Raw genomic sequence first — 19,633 nt, forward strand, 5'->3', positions numbered from 1 at the left:
TTAATAAAATGCAGCTGTTATAATTTTTAGAATTGATTATTTTTGCCAAAAAATTATATGTAAGTTTGACATGTCAAAAAACACGCCATAATTTTACAAAAATAGCATTTAAACCTTTGCATACAAACTTATTTAATATCGTTTTAATATCATTTTTCCTAACTATAGGTTGTGGTAATTTATATTCGCAAGAAATAAAAAACAAAAAAAAGCCTTTACCTGCTGTAAAACAAACAGATAAAGAAACTCCCGCAATTACAGACACTATAAAACTGGATACGGTAAAACCCAAAAAGACTTTTTTGGACGGAAAAGTTCGATATAAGGCAAAAGATTACGCTAAAATTGATCAGAAGAAAAAACTGATTACTTTATACAATGAGGCCGAATTATACTATAAAGATGTTGAATTAAAATCGGGGATAATTGTACTTAACTACGAAAAAGATGAAGTTTATGCAGGAAGAATTAAAGATTCTACCGGTGTTTTAACTCAATATCCTAATTTCAAACAAGGTTCTAATGAAGTACAGCCTGATTCTATTCGCTTTAACTTCAAAACAAAAAAGGCTTTAATCTATAATTCCAGAACCAAACAGGGGGAATTAAACATAAAAGCAGCGGTTACTAAAAAAGAGAATGATTCTGTTTATTACTTAAAAAGCGCCCGTATTACAACAGCTACTGATATTGATCACCCTGAGTATTACTTTCAAACACGAAAAATAAAATTTGTTCCCGGAAAAAAGATTGTAACCGGTCTTACTAACCTTGTAATTGCAGATGTACCTACACCTCTGGCGCTACCTTACGGTTACTTTCCTTTGAGTCAGGAAAAAAGCGTTTCAGGAATCATAGTTCCAAGTTATAATGATTCGAATACAAGAGGTTTCTCCCTTCAGAACGGAGGTTATTATTTTGCTTTAAGCGACAATTACGACTTAACGGTTCTTGGAGATTATTACACTAACGGAAGTTACGCCATGCGTTTTGAATCGGCTTATGCTACAAGATACAAATACCGTGGGAATGTTAATATTCGTTTTGAAAACTTAATCAGTAGTGAACGTGGATATCCTGACTATTCTAAACAAGGAATTTACAATATTCAGTGGTCGCATTCTAAAGACACTAAATCGAATCCAAATTCCAGTTTTTCTGCATCGGTTAACATGGGTAGTAGTAAATACTTCAAACAATCTATCAACCAGGCCAATATCGGATCTAATCTGAACAATACTTTAAGTTCATCGATCAACTATAACAAAACTTTTAACACAATCCCGGGATCCCGTATTTCATTATCTGCAACCCATAGTCAGAATACACAGACCGAAGATATCATCATGACACTACCGTCTTTACAGGGAAGCATTGACCGTGTATATCCATTCGTTGGAAAAAATGGTGTAAAAAAAGGATTCATCAAAAACATCAACTTACAGTATAATGTAAGTGGTAAGAACTACTTTAAAACCAAAGATTCTTTATTTTTTAAACCGCAAATGTTTCAGGATGCGCAATTAGGAATGCAGCATACTATCCCGCTTAGTACAAACTTTAAGATTTTCAAATACTTTAGTGCGGGAGCTTCAACCACTTACCAGGAAACCTGGGTTAATAAAACGATAAGTAAAGCTTACGATTCTTCTACAGGAAAAGTAGAATCTACTACCACAAATGGTTTTGATTCGTTTAGAACCTATAACTTTAGCACCAACTTAGGTACAACTATTTACGGAACTTTCAATTTTGGTGATGACAAAAGAATTCAATCAATAAGACACGTTATGCGTCCAAGTATAACCTATGCTTATACTCCAAGTTTTGAGCGTTATTACGACACTTATGCCGTAGATGCATCCGGAACCATTACTACAGAATATACTCGTTTTGAGAACGGTCTTTTCGGGCAACCAGGAAAAGACAACTCTAACATTGTTGGTTTTGCTCTTAGCAATACTTTCGAAGCCAAAGTAAGAGACCGAGACAGCACAAAAACAGAGCCTAAAAAAATAATGCTGTTAAACAATTTAAACTTTAGCACAAGTTATAACTTCAATGCTGACGGAAAATCAACATTTGCATGGCAACCTATTCTAGTTAGTGGTGGAACACAGTTTTTTGACAATAAAATGAACATGAACTTTGGCGCCACATTAGACCCTTATGCTCTTGATAGCGGAAATAACAGAATCAACATGTTTAATATTGATAATGGCGGAAGTTTATTCAGATTAACCAGCGCAAACGTAACGGTTAACTATTCCTTTTCAAACAAGGGGACCGGCAAAGAAAAAAACACCCAAAGCCAGCGGAATGGAGGTCGAAATGATGATTTATTCGGAACCAATACTGACTTAAACGACAGCAGAAACAGTCAGTTTGCCAATGAACCGGAGAAAGAAGATGTTATTACAGAGTTTTTTAATTCTAAAATCCCATGGGATATGACATTAGCTTATTCCCTTACTTATTCCAACACAACACGACAAAATCAAATATCGGGTAACTCGCTTATGATTTCTATTAATACCGATATTACTCCTAAATGGAAAGGCGGTGTTTCTACCGGTTATGATTTTGTGCAAAAAGGAGTTACTTTTACTCAATTCCGTTTTGAAAGAGACTTGTTGAGCTGGAGAATGGCATTTAACTGGCAACCTTTAGGGACAAACTCAAACTGGAATTTCTTTATTGGAATTAAATCCGGTATGCTTAGCGATATCAAATGGAACAAACGAAGCGTTTCAAACCGATAAACTACTTTCGAACCAAAATCCTTTCATTATGAAAAAAATAATTTTTACCGAGAAAGCTCCGGCTCCAATCGGGCCTTACAATCAAGCCGTATTATCAGGAAACACACTTTATGCTTCCGGACAAATTGCAATCAATCCTGAGTCAGGAGAATTGATTACAGAGAACATCAACGATGAAACAAATCAGGTTATGAAAAATATTGCTGCTATTCTTGAAGCAGCAGGAATGACTTTTGAAAACGTTGTAAAATCAACTATTTTCATCATGGACATGAATAATTTTGGAGCAATTAATACCGTTTACGGATCTTATTTTAACGAAAAAACCGCTCCAGCTCGTGAAACGGTTCAAGTGGCTTGTTTGCCAAAAAATGTAAATGTTGAGATTTCTATAATTGCTGTGCAATAGCATCTAATAATAATTGTGCCGTTGCTTCATTGGTTGCCAGCGGCACATTATGCACATCGCAAACACGAATCAGCATATTAATATCTGCCTCATGCGGATGGCTTGATAAAGGATCTTTAAAAAAGAAAACCATTTGCGTAATTCCTTCCGCTACTCTGCCGGCAATCTGCGCATCACCACCAAGAGGCCCAGAAAGCATTCTTTGAGTTTTAAAACCCGCTGCTTCCGCTTTTCCTCCCGTAGTTCCTGTACCAATCAATCTTATCTTTTCATTGTGCAAAATCGCTTCATTTTTGATTAAAAAATCAATTAAATCTGCTTTTTTCCCATCATGAGCGATAATGGCAATTTCCATAAAACCAGAACTATTGATTAGCGACATGGTAAGCAATTAATCCATCAATAGGTCTTCTTAAAACATTACCTAATTGAAGTTCATATTTATCAAAAGTCTCTTGTAATTCATCTTTCAAATAGAAAGCAATAGAACCTACAAAATGTACCGGAACTTCTTTACAGTTATCGAATTGTTTAATGTAATTCTTAACGAAAGATTTCATTCCTTTAAAAATAATTTTTCTGCAGAACTCAGTGTCTTTGTGCTTAATCAAAAACTTAGCGTAAGTTGCTAAATAAGCATTTGGATTTGGTTCTTTATATAATTTGTTTTTAATAAAATCCGGATCAACGTCATACTCTTTTTCAAGTTCAACAGCCAATTCTTTAGGCATTTTATTAAAATAGTATTTTCTGATTAATTCTTTTCCAAAAACGTTTCCACTACAGTCATCCATAACGATATATCCTAATGACTGCACTTTTTGGTGCAATACTTTTCCATCAAAGTAACTGCAGTTAGATCCTGTTCCTAAAATAGAAACAATTGCCTCCTGTCCTTTTGGAGTTGTAGCATAAACAGCAGCATAAGTATCTTCCTGAACGTCAACAATAGCATTAGAGAAATACTCCTGAAAGACTTGCTTCAAATATTCTTTCATTCTGTCTGTTCCACATCCTGCTCCGTAAAAGAATAAGTGTGTAGCATTTTTTTTGTTTTGTAAAATATCAAAACGGTCGTTCAATCTTGAAACGATTTCCGGTCCGTCCAGAATTTCAGGATTCAATCCTAAAGTTTGTGTCGTGAACAATACTTTTCCATTATCATCAATTGCAATCCAATCGGCTTTAGTAGATCCACTGTCAACTATTAATTTCATTTCGTTTAGTTTTTGGGATTAGGTTTCTCTATTTTTAATTTAAAAGTGTACTTTTTACATTAATTATAGAGGTAACAAAATAAGAAAATCCCGTTACTTACATAACGGGATTTTGCAAAAATATATATTATTATTTTAAACCTGCAATATGTACAGATAAATCAATTAATTTGCTTGAGTATCCGTACTCATTATCGTACCAAGATACTAATTTGAAGAAAGTAGAGTTCAATCCAATTCCTGCAGTAGCATCAACGATTGAAGTTCTTTTATCAGAAATAAAGTCTTGAGAAACAACTGCATCTTCAGTATATCCTAAGATACCTTTTAATTCGTTTTCAGAAGCTTTTTTCAAAACAGCCATAATTTCCTCGTAAGAAGTTTCTTTAGCTAATTTCACAGTTAAATCTACTGTAGAAACGTCAGCTGTAGGAACACGGAAAGCCATACCTGTTAATTTTCCATTTAAGTCCGGAATAACTTTTCCAACCGCTTTAGCAGCACCTGTTGAAGAAGGAATGATATTGATTGCAGCAGCACGTCCACCTCTCCAGTCTTTTCTTGAAGGTCCGTCAGCAGTCATTTGAGTTGAAGTCGTAGCGTGAACTGTAGTCATTAAACCTTCAACAATTCCGAAGTTATCATTGATTACTTTAGCTAAAGGAGCTAAACAGTTTGTAGTACAAGAAGCGTTAGAAACAACTAAATCAGAAGCTTTTGCAGTTTCGTGGTTTACTCCCATTACAAACATTGGAGCATCAGCAGAAGGAGCAGAAATGATTACTTTTTTAGCTCCACCTTTTAAGTGCTCGCTTGCAGTTTCGATAGTTGTGAAGATACCAGTACATTCAGCAACAACATCTACATCAACTTCATTCCATTTTAAGTCAGCAGGATTTCTTTCTGCAGTGATACGGATATTTCTTCCGTTTACATATAATTTTCCTTCTTTAACTTCAACAGTTCCGTCGAAACGACCGTGAACTGAATCATATTTTAATAAATAAGCTAAGTGATCTACATCTAATAAGTCATTGATTGCAACAACTTCTACGTTATCTCTGTTGAAAGACTCTCTAAAAACGATTCTTCCGATACGTCCAAATCCGTTTATTCCTAATTTTACTTTTGACATTTTACTAAATTTTTGCTTTTTGTTTTTATTACACTATTTCAAAGTCTAATTTCCTCACAATAAACTTCTCTCTATTTTTAAACTTTTTATATGAATTATGTAGACATAATGTCTGACACTCTTAATAACTCTCTATCAATTTCTGATTTTCCTTTAATAGCTTGTTCAAGTGGCGTTAAAATCACTTTATCTTCTTTAAGACCAACCATATAATTAGATTTTCCTTCTAATAATGATTCTACAGCTTTTACACCTAAACGGCTTGCTAAAACACGGTCAAAACAAGATGGTGAACCACCACGCTGCATATGTCCTAAAACAGATACTCTAACATCGTACTCCGGTAAATTAGCTTCAACATAATCTTTTAATTCGAATACGTTTTTACCAATTTTATCTCCTTCTGCAATAACCACGATACTAGATGATTTTCCTGATGCTTTACTCTTTTGTAGTGAATCTAAAAGACGATCTAAACCAAGATCTTCTTCAGGAATAAGAATTTCTTCAGCACCTGCACCGATTCCGGCATTAAGTGCAATGTGACCTGCATCTCTACCCATAACCTCTACAAAGAACAAACGGTTATGTGAACTTGCAGTATCTCTAATTTTATCAATACAGTCAACAACAGTATTTAAAGCAGTATCATAACCAAGTGTAAAACTTGTACCATAGATATCATTATCGATTGTACCGGGAATTCCTATTACAGGAAAATTGTATTCTGAGTTGAAGATTAAACCTCCAGTAAAACTTCCGTCTCCACCAATTACAACCAAAGCATCAATTCCAGCTTTCAAAAGGTTTTCGTGGGCTTTTTTTCTACCTTCCGGTGTTCTAAAGTCAACAGAACGAGCCGATTTTAAAATCGTTCCTCCTTTATTTACAATATTATTTACGCTTCGAGGGCCCATTTCTTTAAAATCACCTTCGATCATTCCTTGATACCCTCTATAAATCCCTACGCATTCTATATTATGATAAGCACATGTTCGAACAACTGATCGTATTGCAGCATTCATTCCTGGTGAGTCTCCTCCTGAGGTAAGAACACCTACTTTTTTTATTGTTTTTGACATTATTTAAGTATTAAAGTTGTAAAATTAGCAAACATTCACCAGTTTTCTCGTTATGTTTATTATAAATTAATAAAATATGTTAAATTCAAACGTTTTCGTTAATAAGTTTTTTGATGGTAAAAATTTCATTTAAAATAATAAAAGGCCAGTTTTTTAATTAAATCATCAAAATTAACAATACCCAAATGAAGTGTTATAAAAATCGGATTTTCGTCCCAAAACAAAAATTCTTTTTTAGAGCCCCTAATTTAGCACAAAAAAAACCATTATGAGAATAATGGTTTTATAAATGTATATTTTTAACAAAGTGTTAATAATCATTGTCATCGGGAATTACACCCTGATTATTGTGAGGTTCCTGATGTTTCTTCTTTTCCTCTTCTTTTTTCTTCTTCTCTTCCTCTTTTTCCGCTTTCTTTTTATTCTTCTCGGCTTCTTTTTTACTTGTAAAATTCACAAAGTCAGGATTTAAGTACGAATCCTGAACATCATTAGATGAATTTTTTACCGCTTTTTCAATTTTATGATTTTTAAACAACTTGTTTACCAGCTCACTAAAGGTATCAAAATCTACTTCGTACGAAATACCGACTCCCTGAGTATAACCAATTCCCTGTCCTATATAATTAATATCATTTTCTTTATTAAACAATCTAAGATTCATTGTACCATCCTCATTGACACGATACAAAATTTCGATATCTCCCACAATTGCAGATTCATTTACACCTCCAACCGGAACACCAAGCTTACCATTGATTGTAATTCTTTCGTTAACCTGAGAAGAAATATTCGCCACAAACTGACCATCAACTTCCTGCCCCATTCTTCTGTCTGCCGCAATGTAATTCAAATCGATATTTACTTTATCATTATCCGATTTTATAATACCCCCCAACAAACTTGAAGCGGTTTCTGTCAGCGTTCCTGAAAAATCTCCCTGACTAAATCCATCTGTACTCATAAACGAACCTGTAGACAATAAATACAAAGCCTGGGTTTGACGAATATCTTTATCGTCTAACTTATATTGTATCTCCGATTTAAGAACATTACTTACAGAAGGAAACTGAATATCAAAATTAGGCTCCGGACTTGCTAAATCCCCTCTTAGTCCAATAACAACTTCAACAGGAACTTTTTTATTGAATGAAGAAGTATTATCTAAAAGCACAGCAGGATTGGCCTGAGTTTTATAAACTGCTTCCAGATTTAACTGGGCACGCATCGGGTTCCCTTCCCAAATAATAGAACCTCCTTTTTTAACCGAGAACTTTTTATCGATAAGTCCGCCGTATTTAAAATTATACGTTCCTTCGTACGCCTGGAAATCTCCCCACATATTAAATTTACCCAGTGTATTAATTTTAAACAAAAGCGATCCATACCCCTTCCCTTTCATCCCGTGGCCAGAATTACGATCCAGGATAACCTCCACTTCAGCATCTGGAGTAATATCAAAATCAAACTCCAACTCTAGTCCGTTGTAATTTTTTGTTTTTTCGACTATACCATTTGCGAGATTGTATTTTTCTTTTGGTGTCACAAAATGAATCCAACTACTCTCTCCTACGCTCTGTGCATTATTTATCGGAATCTTGACTTCGGTACCTTTTTCAGATTTTGCATCCACTTTAATAAATAAACTTTCGACAGGTCCTCTTATACTTGCCGATCCATTGATAAATGCCGTACCAAAATAGGCCGCATCATCACTGTCTTTAGTATCAAGAGCCAGTAATCTTTTGGAGGTAATATTCAAATCCAGTTTCCAATCGCCAAAATTCTTATGCTCGATACTTCCGTTCAGCAACCCTTTGGTTCCATATTTAGTATCTGTAAGCTGATTATTTCTAAACAGGAATTTTTCGTTCGTTAAATCAATTACAGTACGATCACTCAATTCATAATCGGTATTTAAATACGGAATTGTCATTCCCGCTTTTTCAACATACAAACGTCCGTTGATTTCCGGTTTTTTCAGATTTCCAACAACAGCAGCGTTTCCTGAAACCGAACCACGCACATTTGACAACACATCTCCTCCGATAGTTCCTAAAGTAGCCAGATTAAATCCTTCGAGCTTTAAACTCATATCGACGATAGTCTCCTTGTTTTCTATAGCGAAATTTCCGCTTGCTCTAAACGATTCTGTAAAGCCATTTTGTATAGACGAATTGACCGTAAATTTCCTAAAACTTTCATCTCCCGAAATATCAAAATTAAGCGTACCTAATTCTGTCTTATTCATTACCAAATGATCAATTTTGATGGAAGCCGTTGGCTGATAAACATTTTTATTCTGCTTATAATTAACACTTCCATTTAAATTACCATCAAAAACGAATTTCGAATTGACAGGCGTAATTTTATTAATATCAACATCTTCAAAATTCAGCACCAGATCTTTATAATCTTTTCCTTTAATTACTCCGTTTAAATCAATCTTCTGATTTTCGTGCGATAAAATAATATTATCAATCGTAAAGTTTTTAAAATACTGATCAAAAACAATCTGGTTATCATTTGCTGCTTCTTCGTTTAAATACCAGATATAGTCTTTAAACTTCATTTCAGATTTCTTGATTCCGACTATATTGTTTTTGTTTTTATCAATCGTATGATACAAATCCAGATTGAAATAATCCTCGCCTTCATTTCCTCCTTTAAACTCTGAACGGACAAACAGTGTATCTTTTGCCGTAACATTAATTAAATTAAAGTCACGAATCTTATAATAAGGTGTTTTTATACTATCCAATTCGACATACGCATTATAAAGAGCATTCTTATTATCAATATTAATTCGGATATTATCGAACGTATTTTTAGCAGCTGTAATTTTTTGTGATCTAAAGCGGAATTTAAACTCTTGTAAATCAGAATCAATTTTTCCCCGAACAACCGTAGAAGAATCGATATTAATTTCAGGATAAAGCATTTCCACTACTTTATCATAAACACGGAAATTAAATCGCAAAAACTGCCCTTTTCTAACTTTATAAGGTTTATAATTGGTATATAAACTACCAACAGAATTCATTACCAGTTTATCCAACTGATCAAATCTGAATTTACCAACTATTTGTCCGTCAACAACATCATTAGAGCTAATGGTGATCGTTCTTAATCGATCTGCATCAAAATTTGAACTTACAGTTACATCATCAAAAATATAGCTTGATTTTGGATTTTGATACTCAGCATCTTTTAAGTAGATATCCCCCTGTAGGTTTTCGATAGAATTCCCTGTAACCTGAACAACCACATCACCTTTGAAACGAGAAATTGAGTCCGAAACAAATTTCAGTTTCCTTAAATCTGAATTTTCTACATTAATATGAAAGTCATAGCGATTCTCTTTTTTGCTTAAATCCAGCAAACCATCAAAACTTAAGTTCAGGTTAGGATCGTTGATTGCAATTTGTCCTTTGTAATATGGCAGTTTGAAATTTCCGTTTACTACAATATTATTATAAGTATAACTATTATAATTAAGTTTCGAAATATCGCCTTTGATAATCGTATTCAAATACTTCTCGGTAAAACCAACACCGTCAACATCCAGATTTAGAGTTGTTCTTCCTAAATCTTTTCGGTTTAAAACAGCCCCAATATTAAAATCAGTCAAAATGATATTTCCGGAATAAGAAGCTTTATCAATAAAATCCATATTATTCATATGAAGATCGACCTGACCGTTTCCTAAATCGGTTCCGATTTTAAAATCGGTTTCCAAATCTGTAGTCGAAACTTTTGCTTTTCCGACAATATTGAATTTTCCAATTCTCTTCATTTCAACAGGAAGTTTTTTTCCTAAAACTTCCGGAAGCAGAATTACCAAATCGTTGTAACTGGAAAGTAGTTTATCAAACTTTCCATCCATCGAAAACTTTTGAGTTTTACTTCCTAAAAGATTTCTAAAATTGATTGTTCCGTTGATTTTGGATCCATTTGTATCACTTAATCTTAATCTGGTAAGTGTCATGTTATTCAACGGACCATCTAACTTTGTTTTTAGTTTAAAATGCTGATTTCTGCCCAAACCGTCATAAAAATGACGAATATCATTAGTTGCAATAGAAGAAGAATCTATCGTCACATTAAACTTCACTTTATCTGTAAAATCAAGAAAGTCTGATGGTTTGTAGTTTAAAATTGCTAAACCATAAATAGAAGATCTTTTGGTTTTAATGGCCAGATTCTCAACTTTAATCTGCTTTTTTGTATAACTGAATTTTCCGGCGAAATTAGACACATACAAACCACGATGATCCATAAAAGAAAATCGATGAATTGTTGTATTTACATCCGGTCCATATAATTTAAAATCACTTATATAGGCATTGAGTTTAGTGAAATCAAGGAATTTTGGTGTTGTTTTGTTTTCATCTACAACAGAAAACCTTCCTTTTTCGATATAACCATTCTTAGCTGTTAGAAGAAAATGTTTAGTTGATTTTTTCTTTGGCGCTGCATTATCTTCTTCAAAAGCCTGAATGAATTTATTCATGTTATTCTCATCCTCCCCTTTGTATGTTTTTAGGTTAAAAATTAAACCTGTAAGACGTAAATCACCAAAAATTAAATCTCCATCGAGTAATCTGCTGAAACTTGCAATATCTGTAGTAATGATATCTGAATAAATTAAAGTCTTTTTATGATGGTCACGAATCAGTACTTTCTTTAATTTCACTCCGCCAAAAATATTAATAGCGGTTCTTTCAACAGTGATATCCACTTTAAAATCCTCGTTTAAAGTTTTTGTAACGTAGTTTGCAATTTCAGTCTGAACTACAGGAAGTGACAATATGATAGCAAGTGCCAGCAAAAGTAAAATCAACCCAATAAGGGTTCTGGATATTATTTTCTTTACTTTTTTGATAGCTTCTTTAATTTTAGTTTTCTTTTAAATTTATTTTGAACAGACAAAGAGCGGCTGTTTTTGATAAAAATTCTTTAATTTTGGGGCACTGCTTAAATCAAAGAAATTTAAATCCCTTTGGTTTGTCAAATATAATTCAAAATTTGTGCCTTTATATGCAAAATCCAGAGGTTTTTATTCTAGCCATCGAAAGTTCATGCGATGATACTGCTGCCGCGGTTTTACATAACGACAAAGTATTGTCAAATGTTGTAGCCAATCAATTAATTCATAATCAATACGGAGGTGTTGTTCCGGAATTGGCTTCGCGAGCGCATCAGCAGAATATTGTACCCGTGATAGATGCTGCACTTCGTAAAGCAAATGTACAAAAAGAACAGTTAAGCGCAATCGCCTTTACACAAGGTCCGGGCTTGATGGGATCATTATTGGTGGGAACCTCTTTTAGTAAATCTTTATCATTGGCATTAAACATTCCGTTAATAGCTGTAAATCATATGCATGCTCATATTTTAGCCCATTTTATTGACGAAGAAGGCTATGATAAACCTGAATTTCCTTTTTTAGCTTTAACGATTAGTGGCGGACATACTCAGGTGGTTAAAGTGAACAGCTTTTTCGACATGGAAATCATTGGTGAAACTACAGATGATGCTGTAGGTGAAGCTTTTGACAAAAGTGCTAAAATCCTTGGACTTCCTTATCCGGGAGGCCCTTTGATTGATAAATATGCCAAAGAAGGAAATCCAAAAGCATTTGCATTTACAAAACCAAAAGTGCCTGGATTGGATTTTAGTTTCTCCGGACTTAAAACGGCTATTCTTTATTTCATTCAAAAAAATAAACAGGCAAATCCAAATTTCATTGAGGAAAATCTGAATGATATCTGTGCTTCGATTCAGCACACCATTATCGAAATTTTAATGGATAAAATAAAATTGGCCGTAAAAGAAACCGGAATTACGCAAATTGCCATTGGCGGTGGTGTTTCTGCTAATTCTGGAATCAGAAATACATTAAAAGAAACAGAAAGCAAATACGGCTGGAAAACTTTTATTCCCAAATTTGAATATACGACAGATAATGCCGCAATGATTGGGATTGTAGGTTACCAGAAATACTTATCAAACCGTTTTGAAACTTCTGATGTAGTTTCTAAAGCAAGAATTCAATTTTAAAAATGCAGTTATTTTTCAATCCGAATATAGACGAAACCACCGAAAGTTTTTCTTTTGACAAAGAAGAAAGCCGTCATATTATAAAAGTACTTCGTAAAAAAGATTCTGATATTCTTCATGTTACCAATGGTTCAGGATTATTATTTGAAACTCAGATTACATTGGCTTCAGATAACAAATGTACTGTTGAAGTACTTTCAATAACCAATGCAGAAAAGCCTAAATTTCATCTTCATCTGGCTGTTGCGCCTACAAAAATGAATGATCGTTTTGAATGGTTTCTGGAAAAAGCTACTGAAATTGGAATTCAGGAAATAACACCTATTTTTTGTGATCGCTCTGAGCGTAAAGTAATCAATCGGGATCGTTTTGAGAAAATCATTCTTTCGGCAATGAAACAATGCAATGAAACTTTTCTTCCAAAATTAAATGAAGCGATTTCGTTCAAAGAATTCATCAAACAGAAAAATGAAGGTTTACAATTGATTGCACATTGCGAAGAAACCGATAAAAAATCATTGAAAGAAGTCCTTAAACCAAATGAAGATGTCACTATTTTAATTGGTCCTGAAGGTGATTTTTCTGAAAAAGAAATTGCATTCGCATTAGAAAATAATTATAAACCGGTCACTTTAGGGAATACACGTTTAAGAACCGAAACTGCTGCAGTTGTGGCTTGTCATAGTGTTGTTTTTTTTAATGAATAATTAACCGTTAAGTTTGTCATCCTGAGGAACGAAGGATCTCACACTTAGCTCGACAACGATTGGCGATATTCTTTATGGAATTTCTAGTGTGATCCCTCGTTCCTCGGGATGACAAAAGGCATTACAGATTACCAGATCATTTAAATCATTATGAAAAAAATATTTTACATATTATTACTTTTTTCAATCTCTTCTTTTTCACAAGAAATCGCTTTACTAAAATACAGCGGAGGTGGTGACTGGTACGCTAATCCGACTTCTTTGCCCAATCTGATCAGTTTTTGCAATGCTAATATTAGTACCCGCATCAAAAACAAGCCTTCAACGGTTGAACCAAGCAATCCAGATTTGTTCTCTTATCCTTTTGTACACATGACAGGACACGGAAATGTCGTTTTTAGTGATTCTGACGTAACCAATCTTAGAAATTATCTGACTGCTGGTGGCTTTCTTCATATTGATGATAATTACGGAATGGATCAGTTTATTCGAAAAGAAATCAAAAAGATATTCCCGAATAACAGTTTAGTTGAAATTCCGGCCAATCATCCTATTTTTCAAAAACCTTTTCCTTTTCCAAACGGATTACCAAAAATTCATGAACATGACGGAACCCGTCCGCAGGCATTCGGAATTTTTATCGATAATAAGTTAGTTCTTCTTTATACATACGAATGTGATTTAGGCGATGGCTGGGAAGATGCCGAAGTACATAACGATCCCGCAAATGTTAGAGATAAAGCACTAAAAATGGGTGCCAACATTATCAATTATATTTTTACCAATTAAATTTTAAAAAGTGCAGCTGACTCACCAAGAAAATCAATTTGAAAGAAAAACTTTTCCGATTACTCTTGTTTGTGATCATATATACTTTCAGCAGAATATTGGTTCTTTATTCCGAATTTCTGAAGCTTTTGGAGTAGAAAATATTATCTTTTTCGGAAAAGATATTCCACTGACACCTCGTAAAATAAATAAAACTTCACGAAGCACGCATCTTCATGTAGCACATTCTGTTATTGAAGATTTTACTTCACTTCAATCTTTTCTACTGGATAATGATTTTGAAATTATCTCTCTGGAAATCGCTTCTAATAGCAAACCTTTAAAAGAAGTTACTATTCCGAAAAATAAAAAAATAGCGCTTTTAATAGGAAGCGAAATCAACGGAATATCTGAAGAACTTCTAAAACTTTCTCATCAAATCGTGCATATCAATATGTTTGGCAAAAATAGCAGTATGAATGTTGTGCAGGCAGCAAGCATCGCGCTTTATGAACTTACTTCTAAATAAAAAATTGTATTTCGCTTTTAAGCACTCATTTGATTTTCAAGAATTTGAATGTAATTTATCGTTAAACGGATAAATTATTACGACGAAATACATCAAAAAAAACAAAAATAAAGTAAAATCTTATTAATATTTTTGCTTGCGTTTTTGTAAGAACCAGCATTTGTAAGGTATCGGAAAAATTCGCACAAAATATCTGTTATAAAATTTTTCTGTAATTTAATTTTGTTATAAAATTGCGCTAATGTTTAACTAATCAACATTTTTATAACAAAAACCCAAATTATTATGAAAAAAGTTATTATTACCACATTTGCAGCTTTAATGCTTTTTGCCTGTCAAAACGAACAATCTGAATCAAGCAACGCAGATGCAGTTGTGGCTTCCAGAAGAGGATGCGCAACTCAGGAAGTTTTGGAAGCGCAACTAAAAGCTAATCCTATGTTAGCCATCAAAATGCATGAAATTGAAACTTTTACAGCAAAACATGCTGGTTCAAGTTTTACAGGCCGTTTAGTAAATGGCAAAATTGAAATCCCTGTTGTAGTTAATGTGCTTTACAGAACAGCTGCACAAAATATCTCAGACGCACAAATTCAATCGCAAATTGATGTATTAAACAAAGATTTTAATGCATTAAATTCTGATTATAATAATGTACCAGCATTATTTTCTGGTGTAAAAGCGAATGTTGGTATTACATTTAAACTTGATCAAATCATTAGAAAATCGACTACCAAAACTTCTTGGGGAACTAATGATGCGATGAAAAAAACAGCTCAGGGCGGGATTGCTCCAACTTCTCCAACTACAAAACTAAATATGTGGTCTTGTAATATTGGTGGCGGAATTTTAGGCTATGCGCAATTTCCCGGTGGAGCTTCAGCTACAGACGGAGTTGTGATTGATTCTCGTTATTTTGGTTTATCCGGAACAGCAAATGCTCCGTTTAACTTAGGAAGAACTGCCACACACGAAGTTGGGCACTGGATGAATTTACGCCATATCTGGGGAGATGCAACTTGTGGAAGCGATTTTGTAGCGGATACTCCAACGCATAACGAAGAAAACTACGGAGTTCCTGCATATCCACATTACAGCACTTGTTCCGGTACTCCTGTAGAAATGACAATGAACTATATGGATTATGTTGATGATGCAGCAATGTATATGTTCTCAACAGGGCAAAAAAACAGAATTGCTGCAATATTTACAAGTGGAGGCGCAAGAGCTTCATTTGCACAATAATTACAGACAAAATACTAATGAAAGCGAGATCTTACAGGTCTCGCTTTTTTTATTTAAACTCAAATTTTAAAATGCTTTTTCCTATATTTATAGTCTAAATTTTAAACATGATCACATCAAAAACTATTTCAAACGGAATTTTAAGAGCATTAGCTACTATCTTAATAATTGGCATCGTTTTATATTTTTTATATGAAATTCAGACTGTAATTGTTTACTTATGTATTTCATTACTATTATGTTTAATTGCAAATCCGTTAGTTTTATTTTTAAAGAACAAACTAAAATTCAGCAATTCGATGGCTGCTTCGACAACAATCGTCCTTTTTATTTTCCTTATTGTTGGTTTTATACTATTATTTGTTCCACTGATTATTTCTCAGGCTAATAATTTATCTCTTTTAGATACAGCACATCTTCAGACTCAGTTTATGGAAACTGAAAAACATTTGGAAGAATATTTTAATATCCAGCATATCGATTTGAATAAAGTCATAAAAGATTCTAAACTCACTTCTGTATTAGATTTCAGTTATTTTACCGGTTTTATCAATTCGATAATCAATTTTATGGCTGATATGGGAATGGGATTAGTTTCTGTATTTTTTATTACTTTCTTTTTTATAAAGGATCAGGCTATTTTTAAAGATCAGGCCAGACGAATATTACCGGATTCAAATGAGGATAAAATTTTAAATTCCATCACAAAAATAAATCACCTTTTAACACGCTACTTTATTGGTTTATTACTGCAGTTAATTGTGGTATTTATTCTTTATCTGATTGTTTTGCTGATCTTTGGAAATAAAAATGCCTTTGTAATTGCTTTTTTATGTGCCATTTTAAATATAATCCCATACTTAGGACCAATTATTGGAACTACTCTGGCTGGAATTTTGACCATGATTAGTATGATTGGACAAGATTTTCAATCAGAAATCCTTCCAAAAACTATCTATGTAATTATAGGTTTTTTAATTGTTCAGGCAATTGACAATAATGTAAGTCAGCCAATAATTTCATCAAAAAGTGTAAATTCGCACCCGTTAGAAATATTCTTGATTATCTTAATCAGTGGTATCACGTTTGGCATTGTCGGTATGATCATAGCCGTTCCTGCTTTTACTATGGTTAAAGTAATTTTAAAGGAATTTTTTCCAAACAATAAAATTGTCTCCGTATTAACCGAAAGAATTTAGCTTTGAACACTTCCATTTTGCATCCAGATATTCAGGAATTTATCATTCAAAATACTGGTGCAGATCTCACAAAATTAGCGCTGCAGAAAAATCCTTTTCCCGAAATGGACTGGATTTCAATTTTGAATCAGATCGAAGCGCGAACCAAAGCAAAAGACAAACTTCCGACATGGTTTTCAGCTTCTGATATTATTTATCCGAGTAAAATTTCTGTCGAACAAACTTCTTCAGAAAAAACAGCTTTCTATAAAGCCAGTTTAGTTTCCGGCAAAACATTAATTGATCTTACGGGAGGTTTTGGTGTAGATGATTATTATTTTTCAAAGAAATTTGATTCCATAACGCATTGTGAAATTAATGAGGAATTGTCTGAAATCGTAAAACACAACTTCAAACAATTACAAATTCAAAATTGTACTTTCCATTCTGGAGATTCTATTCATTTATTAGAAAAGTCTAATCAGAAATACGATTGGATTTACATCGATCCGTCACGAAGAAATGATGCAAAAGGCAAAGTTTTTATGCTAAAAGACTGTTTGCCAAATGTTCCGGAATTACTAGATTTTTATTTCGAAAAAGCCGATTCTATTTTAATCAAAACGGCTCCTTTATTAGATATTTCTGCAGGATTATCAGAACTTAAAAATGTCAAAAACATTCATGTTATTGCTCTTGAAAATGAAGTTAAAGAATTGCTTTTTGAGATTCATAAAAATTATTCAGGTGAAATATTCATAAAAACTGCCAATATTTTAAAAGAGAAAACAGAAACCTTTGATTTTGTTTTAGGCGAAATCTCTTTTCCTCTTTATGACTTACCAAAGCAATACTTATATGAGCCTAATTCGGCAATTATGAAATCAGGAGGTTTTGATGAAATTAGTACTAATTTTCAAATCAATAAACTACACAAACATTCGCACTTATATACTTCAGAAAATTTAATTGATTTTCCGGGGCGACGATTTCAGATTCAGAAAGTCATTTCATATAACAAAAATGAAATGAAAAATGAGCTTGTAAATCAACAGGCTAATATTACAACCCGCAATTTTCCGGAGACAGTAGAAAACATTAGAAAAAAGTGGAAAATAAAAAATGGAGGGAATTTGTATTGTTTTTTTACAACTGATGTAAAAGATAACAAAATAGTTTTAATTTGCAGCAAAATAATCTAAACAATGAAACAACTATTTACACTAACTCTTTTTTTATTAACGATTACCGCATTTGCACAAAAACCATGTGAATACAGTGTAAATGTAAACGACTCAATTGGGTCTTATAAAGTAACAAACGAATACTTAATGAGTGAAAAATATTTTGGAGGAAACTTCAATTATATTTTCTTTTCTCTGGCTCAGACAGACGGATTACCAACACTTAATCTGCAGTCTATTCAAAAAAGTAAAGATTTCATCAAGGCAAACTGTTTCGACAAAGGTTCTAAAATCTTTTTGCAATTAGAAAATGGAAAAATCGTTACGTTAATGCATATTGACCAGGAAAACTGCGGTACTCTGGTACGTGACGACAAAGGTTATGACAATCGCATCAATACGGGAATTTTTATGTTTATGAAAGATAACTATGAAGAGCTTAAAAAATCTCCAATTTCACTTATGCGAATTAAATATCTTACGAATATAGAAGACTATATCATAAAAAGAGAATTAACATCTGAGCTGACCGGAAAAGTCACCAATCCGAATACTTATTTCATGGAAAACATCAGATGCGTTGAATAATTATTCACATTTCCATTTCTGATTGGCTACTTTGTCTTTTAAACCGGCTTTTAAATTATAATGCCACCATTCAGAATCAAATGAATTAAAGCCGTTTTGTATCATTACTTTTTTCAAATAAGCTCTTTTTGAAAGTATTTCTTTTGAAAGCTGTTTGAAATTATGACTGGCCTGAATTCCGAAAAAATCAAAAGAAGTTCCCATATCTACTTCTTTTCCAGTTATATCAACCAAAGAAATATCTACGGCTCCTCCTCTATTGTGGATGGAGCCTTTTTTTGGATCTGCCACATATTCCGGATTCGATACAATCTCCCACATTTTTTTCTGAATATCCAAAGGTCTGTAACAGTCGTACAATTTGATTCTATATCCTTTTTTCAAAAAATCATTATTAGCCGCAATTAGGGCTTTAACGGTTTTTAAACGCAACATACATTCCGCACAATCGTACACTTTTGCTTTCAAGAAATTATCTTCTGTCGCATATTTCATGTCGTAAATAAAATCGTTGCTGTAATCTCTCAGATTTACAAATGTTGTGTCTGAAACTTGCGAATTTGGTTCACTTACATATGCTTCGTTTTGAGCTTGTAATGATGGAATACAGAATAAAAAAACGATTATTAATTTTGAAAAACAATTCATTTCGAGGTGATTTTTAAAAAATTGAAGTTAAGTAAAAAAACTCAAAACCTACTTCATTATTATCTCATCTTACAGTATAAAATCAAATTTTTGCAGCATTGCAAACGTCATAATTTCC

16 protein-coding genes are annotated in these 19,633 nt (G+C 33.2%); 10 read left to right on the forward strand and 6 right to left on the reverse strand.

Features of this window, described 5'->3' with window-relative positions; translation table 11 throughout:
- Window positions 1–65: 65 nt before the first annotated feature.
- Complete coding sequence (locus tag HYN56_RS22105) at window positions 66–2,762, forward strand: putative LPS assembly protein LptD (protein WP_394336251.1); 2,697 nt, start codon at window positions 66–68, stop codon at window positions 2,760–2,762.
- A gap of 28 nt (window positions 2,763–2,790) precedes the next feature.
- On the forward strand, window positions 2,791–3,171 hold the full coding sequence (locus HYN56_RS22110) for a RidA family protein (RefSeq protein ID WP_109194182.1): 381 nt from the start codon (window positions 2,791–2,793) through the stop codon (window positions 3,169–3,171).
- On the opposite strand, the gene HYN56_RS22115 is transcribed toward HYN56_RS22110, so the two are convergent.
- From HYN56_RS22115 to HYN56_RS22135, 5 genes are all read right to left on the reverse strand, one after another.
- Complete coding sequence (locus tag HYN56_RS22115) at window positions 3,152–3,526, reverse strand: methylglyoxal synthase (protein WP_091493358.1); 375 nt, start codon at window positions 3,524–3,526, stop codon at window positions 3,152–3,154. The two genes, HYN56_RS22110 and HYN56_RS22115, sit on opposite strands and share 20 nt — an antisense overlap.
- 10 nt (window positions 3,527–3,536) lie before the next feature.
- On the reverse strand, window positions 3,537–4,388 hold the full coding sequence (locus HYN56_RS22120; RefSeq protein ID WP_109194183.1) for an N-acetylglucosamine kinase: 852 nt from the start codon (window positions 4,386–4,388) through the stop codon (window positions 3,537–3,539).
- A 130-nt stretch (window positions 4,389–4,518) separates the two neighbouring features.
- Window positions 4,519–5,523: a type I glyceraldehyde-3-phosphate dehydrogenase gene (gap, locus tag HYN56_RS22125; protein ID WP_109194184.1), complete on the reverse strand. Its 1,005-nt coding sequence runs from the start codon at window positions 5,521–5,523 to the stop codon at window positions 4,519–4,521.
- 95 nt (window positions 5,524–5,618) lie between these two features.
- On the reverse strand, window positions 5,619–6,605 hold the full coding sequence (gene pfkA, locus HYN56_RS22130; RefSeq protein WP_091492971.1) for a 6-phosphofructokinase: 987 nt from the start codon (window positions 6,603–6,605) through the stop codon (window positions 5,619–5,621).
- Between the two features lie 310 nt (window positions 6,606–6,915).
- Window positions 6,916–11,448, reverse strand: a complete 4,533-nt coding sequence (locus HYN56_RS22135; protein ID WP_240622615.1) for a translocation/assembly module TamB domain-containing protein — start codon at window positions 11,446–11,448, stop codon at window positions 6,916–6,918.
- A gap of 197 nt (window positions 11,449–11,645) precedes the next feature.
- Between HYN56_RS22135 and tsaD the strand changes: the two genes are divergently transcribed.
- The 8 genes from tsaD (at window position 11,646) to HYN56_RS22175 (ending at window position 18,867) form a co-directional block, all read left to right on the forward strand.
- Complete coding sequence (gene tsaD / locus HYN56_RS22140) at window positions 11,646–12,668, forward strand: tRNA (adenosine(37)-N6)-threonylcarbamoyltransferase complex transferase subunit TsaD (protein ID WP_109194907.1); 1,023 nt, start codon at window positions 11,646–11,648, stop codon at window positions 12,666–12,668.
- Window positions 12,669–12,670: 2 nt separating this feature from the next.
- Window positions 12,671–13,375: a 16S rRNA (uracil(1498)-N(3))-methyltransferase gene (locus HYN56_RS22145; RefSeq protein ID WP_109194186.1), complete on the forward strand. Its 705-nt coding sequence runs from the start codon at window positions 12,671–12,673 to the stop codon at window positions 13,373–13,375.
- Between the two features lie 150 nt (window positions 13,376–13,525).
- Window positions 13,526–14,164 (forward strand): DUF4159 domain-containing protein, encoded by a 639-nt coding sequence (locus HYN56_RS22150; RefSeq protein ID WP_109194187.1) that lies wholly within the window; start codon window positions 13,526–13,528, stop codon window positions 14,162–14,164.
- Window positions 14,165–14,174: 10 nt separating this feature from the next.
- Window positions 14,175–14,672: a TrmH family RNA methyltransferase gene (locus tag HYN56_RS22155; RefSeq protein ID WP_109194188.1), complete on the forward strand. Its 498-nt coding sequence runs from the start codon at window positions 14,175–14,177 to the stop codon at window positions 14,670–14,672.
- Between the two features lie 285 nt (window positions 14,673–14,957).
- Window positions 14,958–15,917, forward strand: coding sequence for a zinc metalloprotease (locus HYN56_RS22160; RefSeq protein WP_109194189.1), 960 nt, complete (start codon window positions 14,958–14,960; stop codon window positions 15,915–15,917).
- Window positions 15,918–16,024: 107 nt separating this feature from the next.
- Entirely contained in the window at window positions 16,025–17,116 is a 1,092-nt protein-coding gene (locus tag HYN56_RS22165; RefSeq protein WP_109194190.1) for an AI-2E family transporter, read from the forward strand.
- 2 nt (window positions 17,117–17,118) lie between these two features.
- The gene (locus HYN56_RS22170; RefSeq protein ID WP_109194191.1) at window positions 17,119–18,297 is read left to right on the forward strand and encodes a class I SAM-dependent methyltransferase; all 1,179 of its coding nucleotides are present in this window, start codon (window positions 17,119–17,121) and stop codon (window positions 18,295–18,297) included.
- Between the two features lie 3 nt (window positions 18,298–18,300).
- Window positions 18,301–18,867: a hypothetical protein gene (locus HYN56_RS22175; RefSeq protein WP_109194192.1), complete on the forward strand. Its 567-nt coding sequence runs from the start codon at window positions 18,301–18,303 to the stop codon at window positions 18,865–18,867.
- Here HYN56_RS22175 and HYN56_RS22180 read toward each other — a convergent pair whose 3' ends face one another.
- Window positions 18,868–19,515: a M15 family metallopeptidase gene (locus HYN56_RS22180; protein WP_109194193.1), complete on the reverse strand. Its 648-nt coding sequence runs from the start codon at window positions 19,513–19,515 to the stop codon at window positions 18,868–18,870.
- Window positions 19,516–19,633 lie beyond the last annotated feature (118 nt).

The sequence above is a fragment of the Flavobacterium crocinum genome (assembly GCF_003122385.1).
GTDB lineage: Bacteria > Bacteroidota > Bacteroidia > Flavobacteriales > Flavobacteriaceae > Flavobacterium > Flavobacterium crocinum.

Bases quoted from the DNA above. Each gene is read 5' to 3' on its own strand.
- HYN56_RS22110 (WP_109194182.1), top strand. From the start codon at position 2,791: ATGAAAAAAATAATTTTTACCGAGAAAGCTCCGGCTCCAATCGGGCCT.
- HYN56_RS22115 (WP_091493358.1), bottom strand. From the start codon at position 3,526: ATGGAAATTGCCATTATCGCTCATGATGGGAAAAAAGCAGATTTAATT.
- HYN56_RS22120 (WP_109194183.1), bottom strand. From the start codon at position 4,388: ATGAAATTAATAGTTGACAGTGGATCTACTAAAGCCGATTGGATTGCA.
- gap (WP_109194184.1), bottom strand. From the start codon at position 5,523: ATGTCAAAAGTAAAATTAGGAATAAACGGATTTGGACGTATCGGAAGA.
- pfkA (WP_091492971.1), bottom strand. From the start codon at position 6,605: ATGTCAAAAACAATAAAAAAAGTAGGTGTTCTTACCTCAGGAGGAGAC.
- tsaD (WP_109194907.1), top strand. From the start codon at position 11,646: ATGCAAAATCCAGAGGTTTTTATTCTAGCCATCGAAAGTTCATGCGAT.
- HYN56_RS22145 (WP_109194186.1), top strand. From the start codon at position 12,671: ATGCAGTTATTTTTCAATCCGAATATAGACGAAACCACCGAAAGTTTT.
- HYN56_RS22150 (WP_109194187.1), top strand. From the start codon at position 13,526: ATGAAAAAAATATTTTACATATTATTACTTTTTTCAATCTCTTCTTTT.
- HYN56_RS22160 (WP_109194189.1), top strand. From the start codon at position 14,958: ATGAAAAAAGTTATTATTACCACATTTGCAGCTTTAATGCTTTTTGCC.
- HYN56_RS22165 (WP_109194190.1), top strand. From the start codon at position 16,025: ATGATCACATCAAAAACTATTTCAAACGGAATTTTAAGAGCATTAGCT.
- HYN56_RS22175 (WP_109194192.1), top strand. From the start codon at position 18,301: ATGAAACAACTATTTACACTAACTCTTTTTTTATTAACGATTACCGCA.
- HYN56_RS22180 (WP_109194193.1), bottom strand. From the start codon at position 19,515: ATGAATTGTTTTTCAAAATTAATAATCGTTTTTTTATTCTGTATTCCA.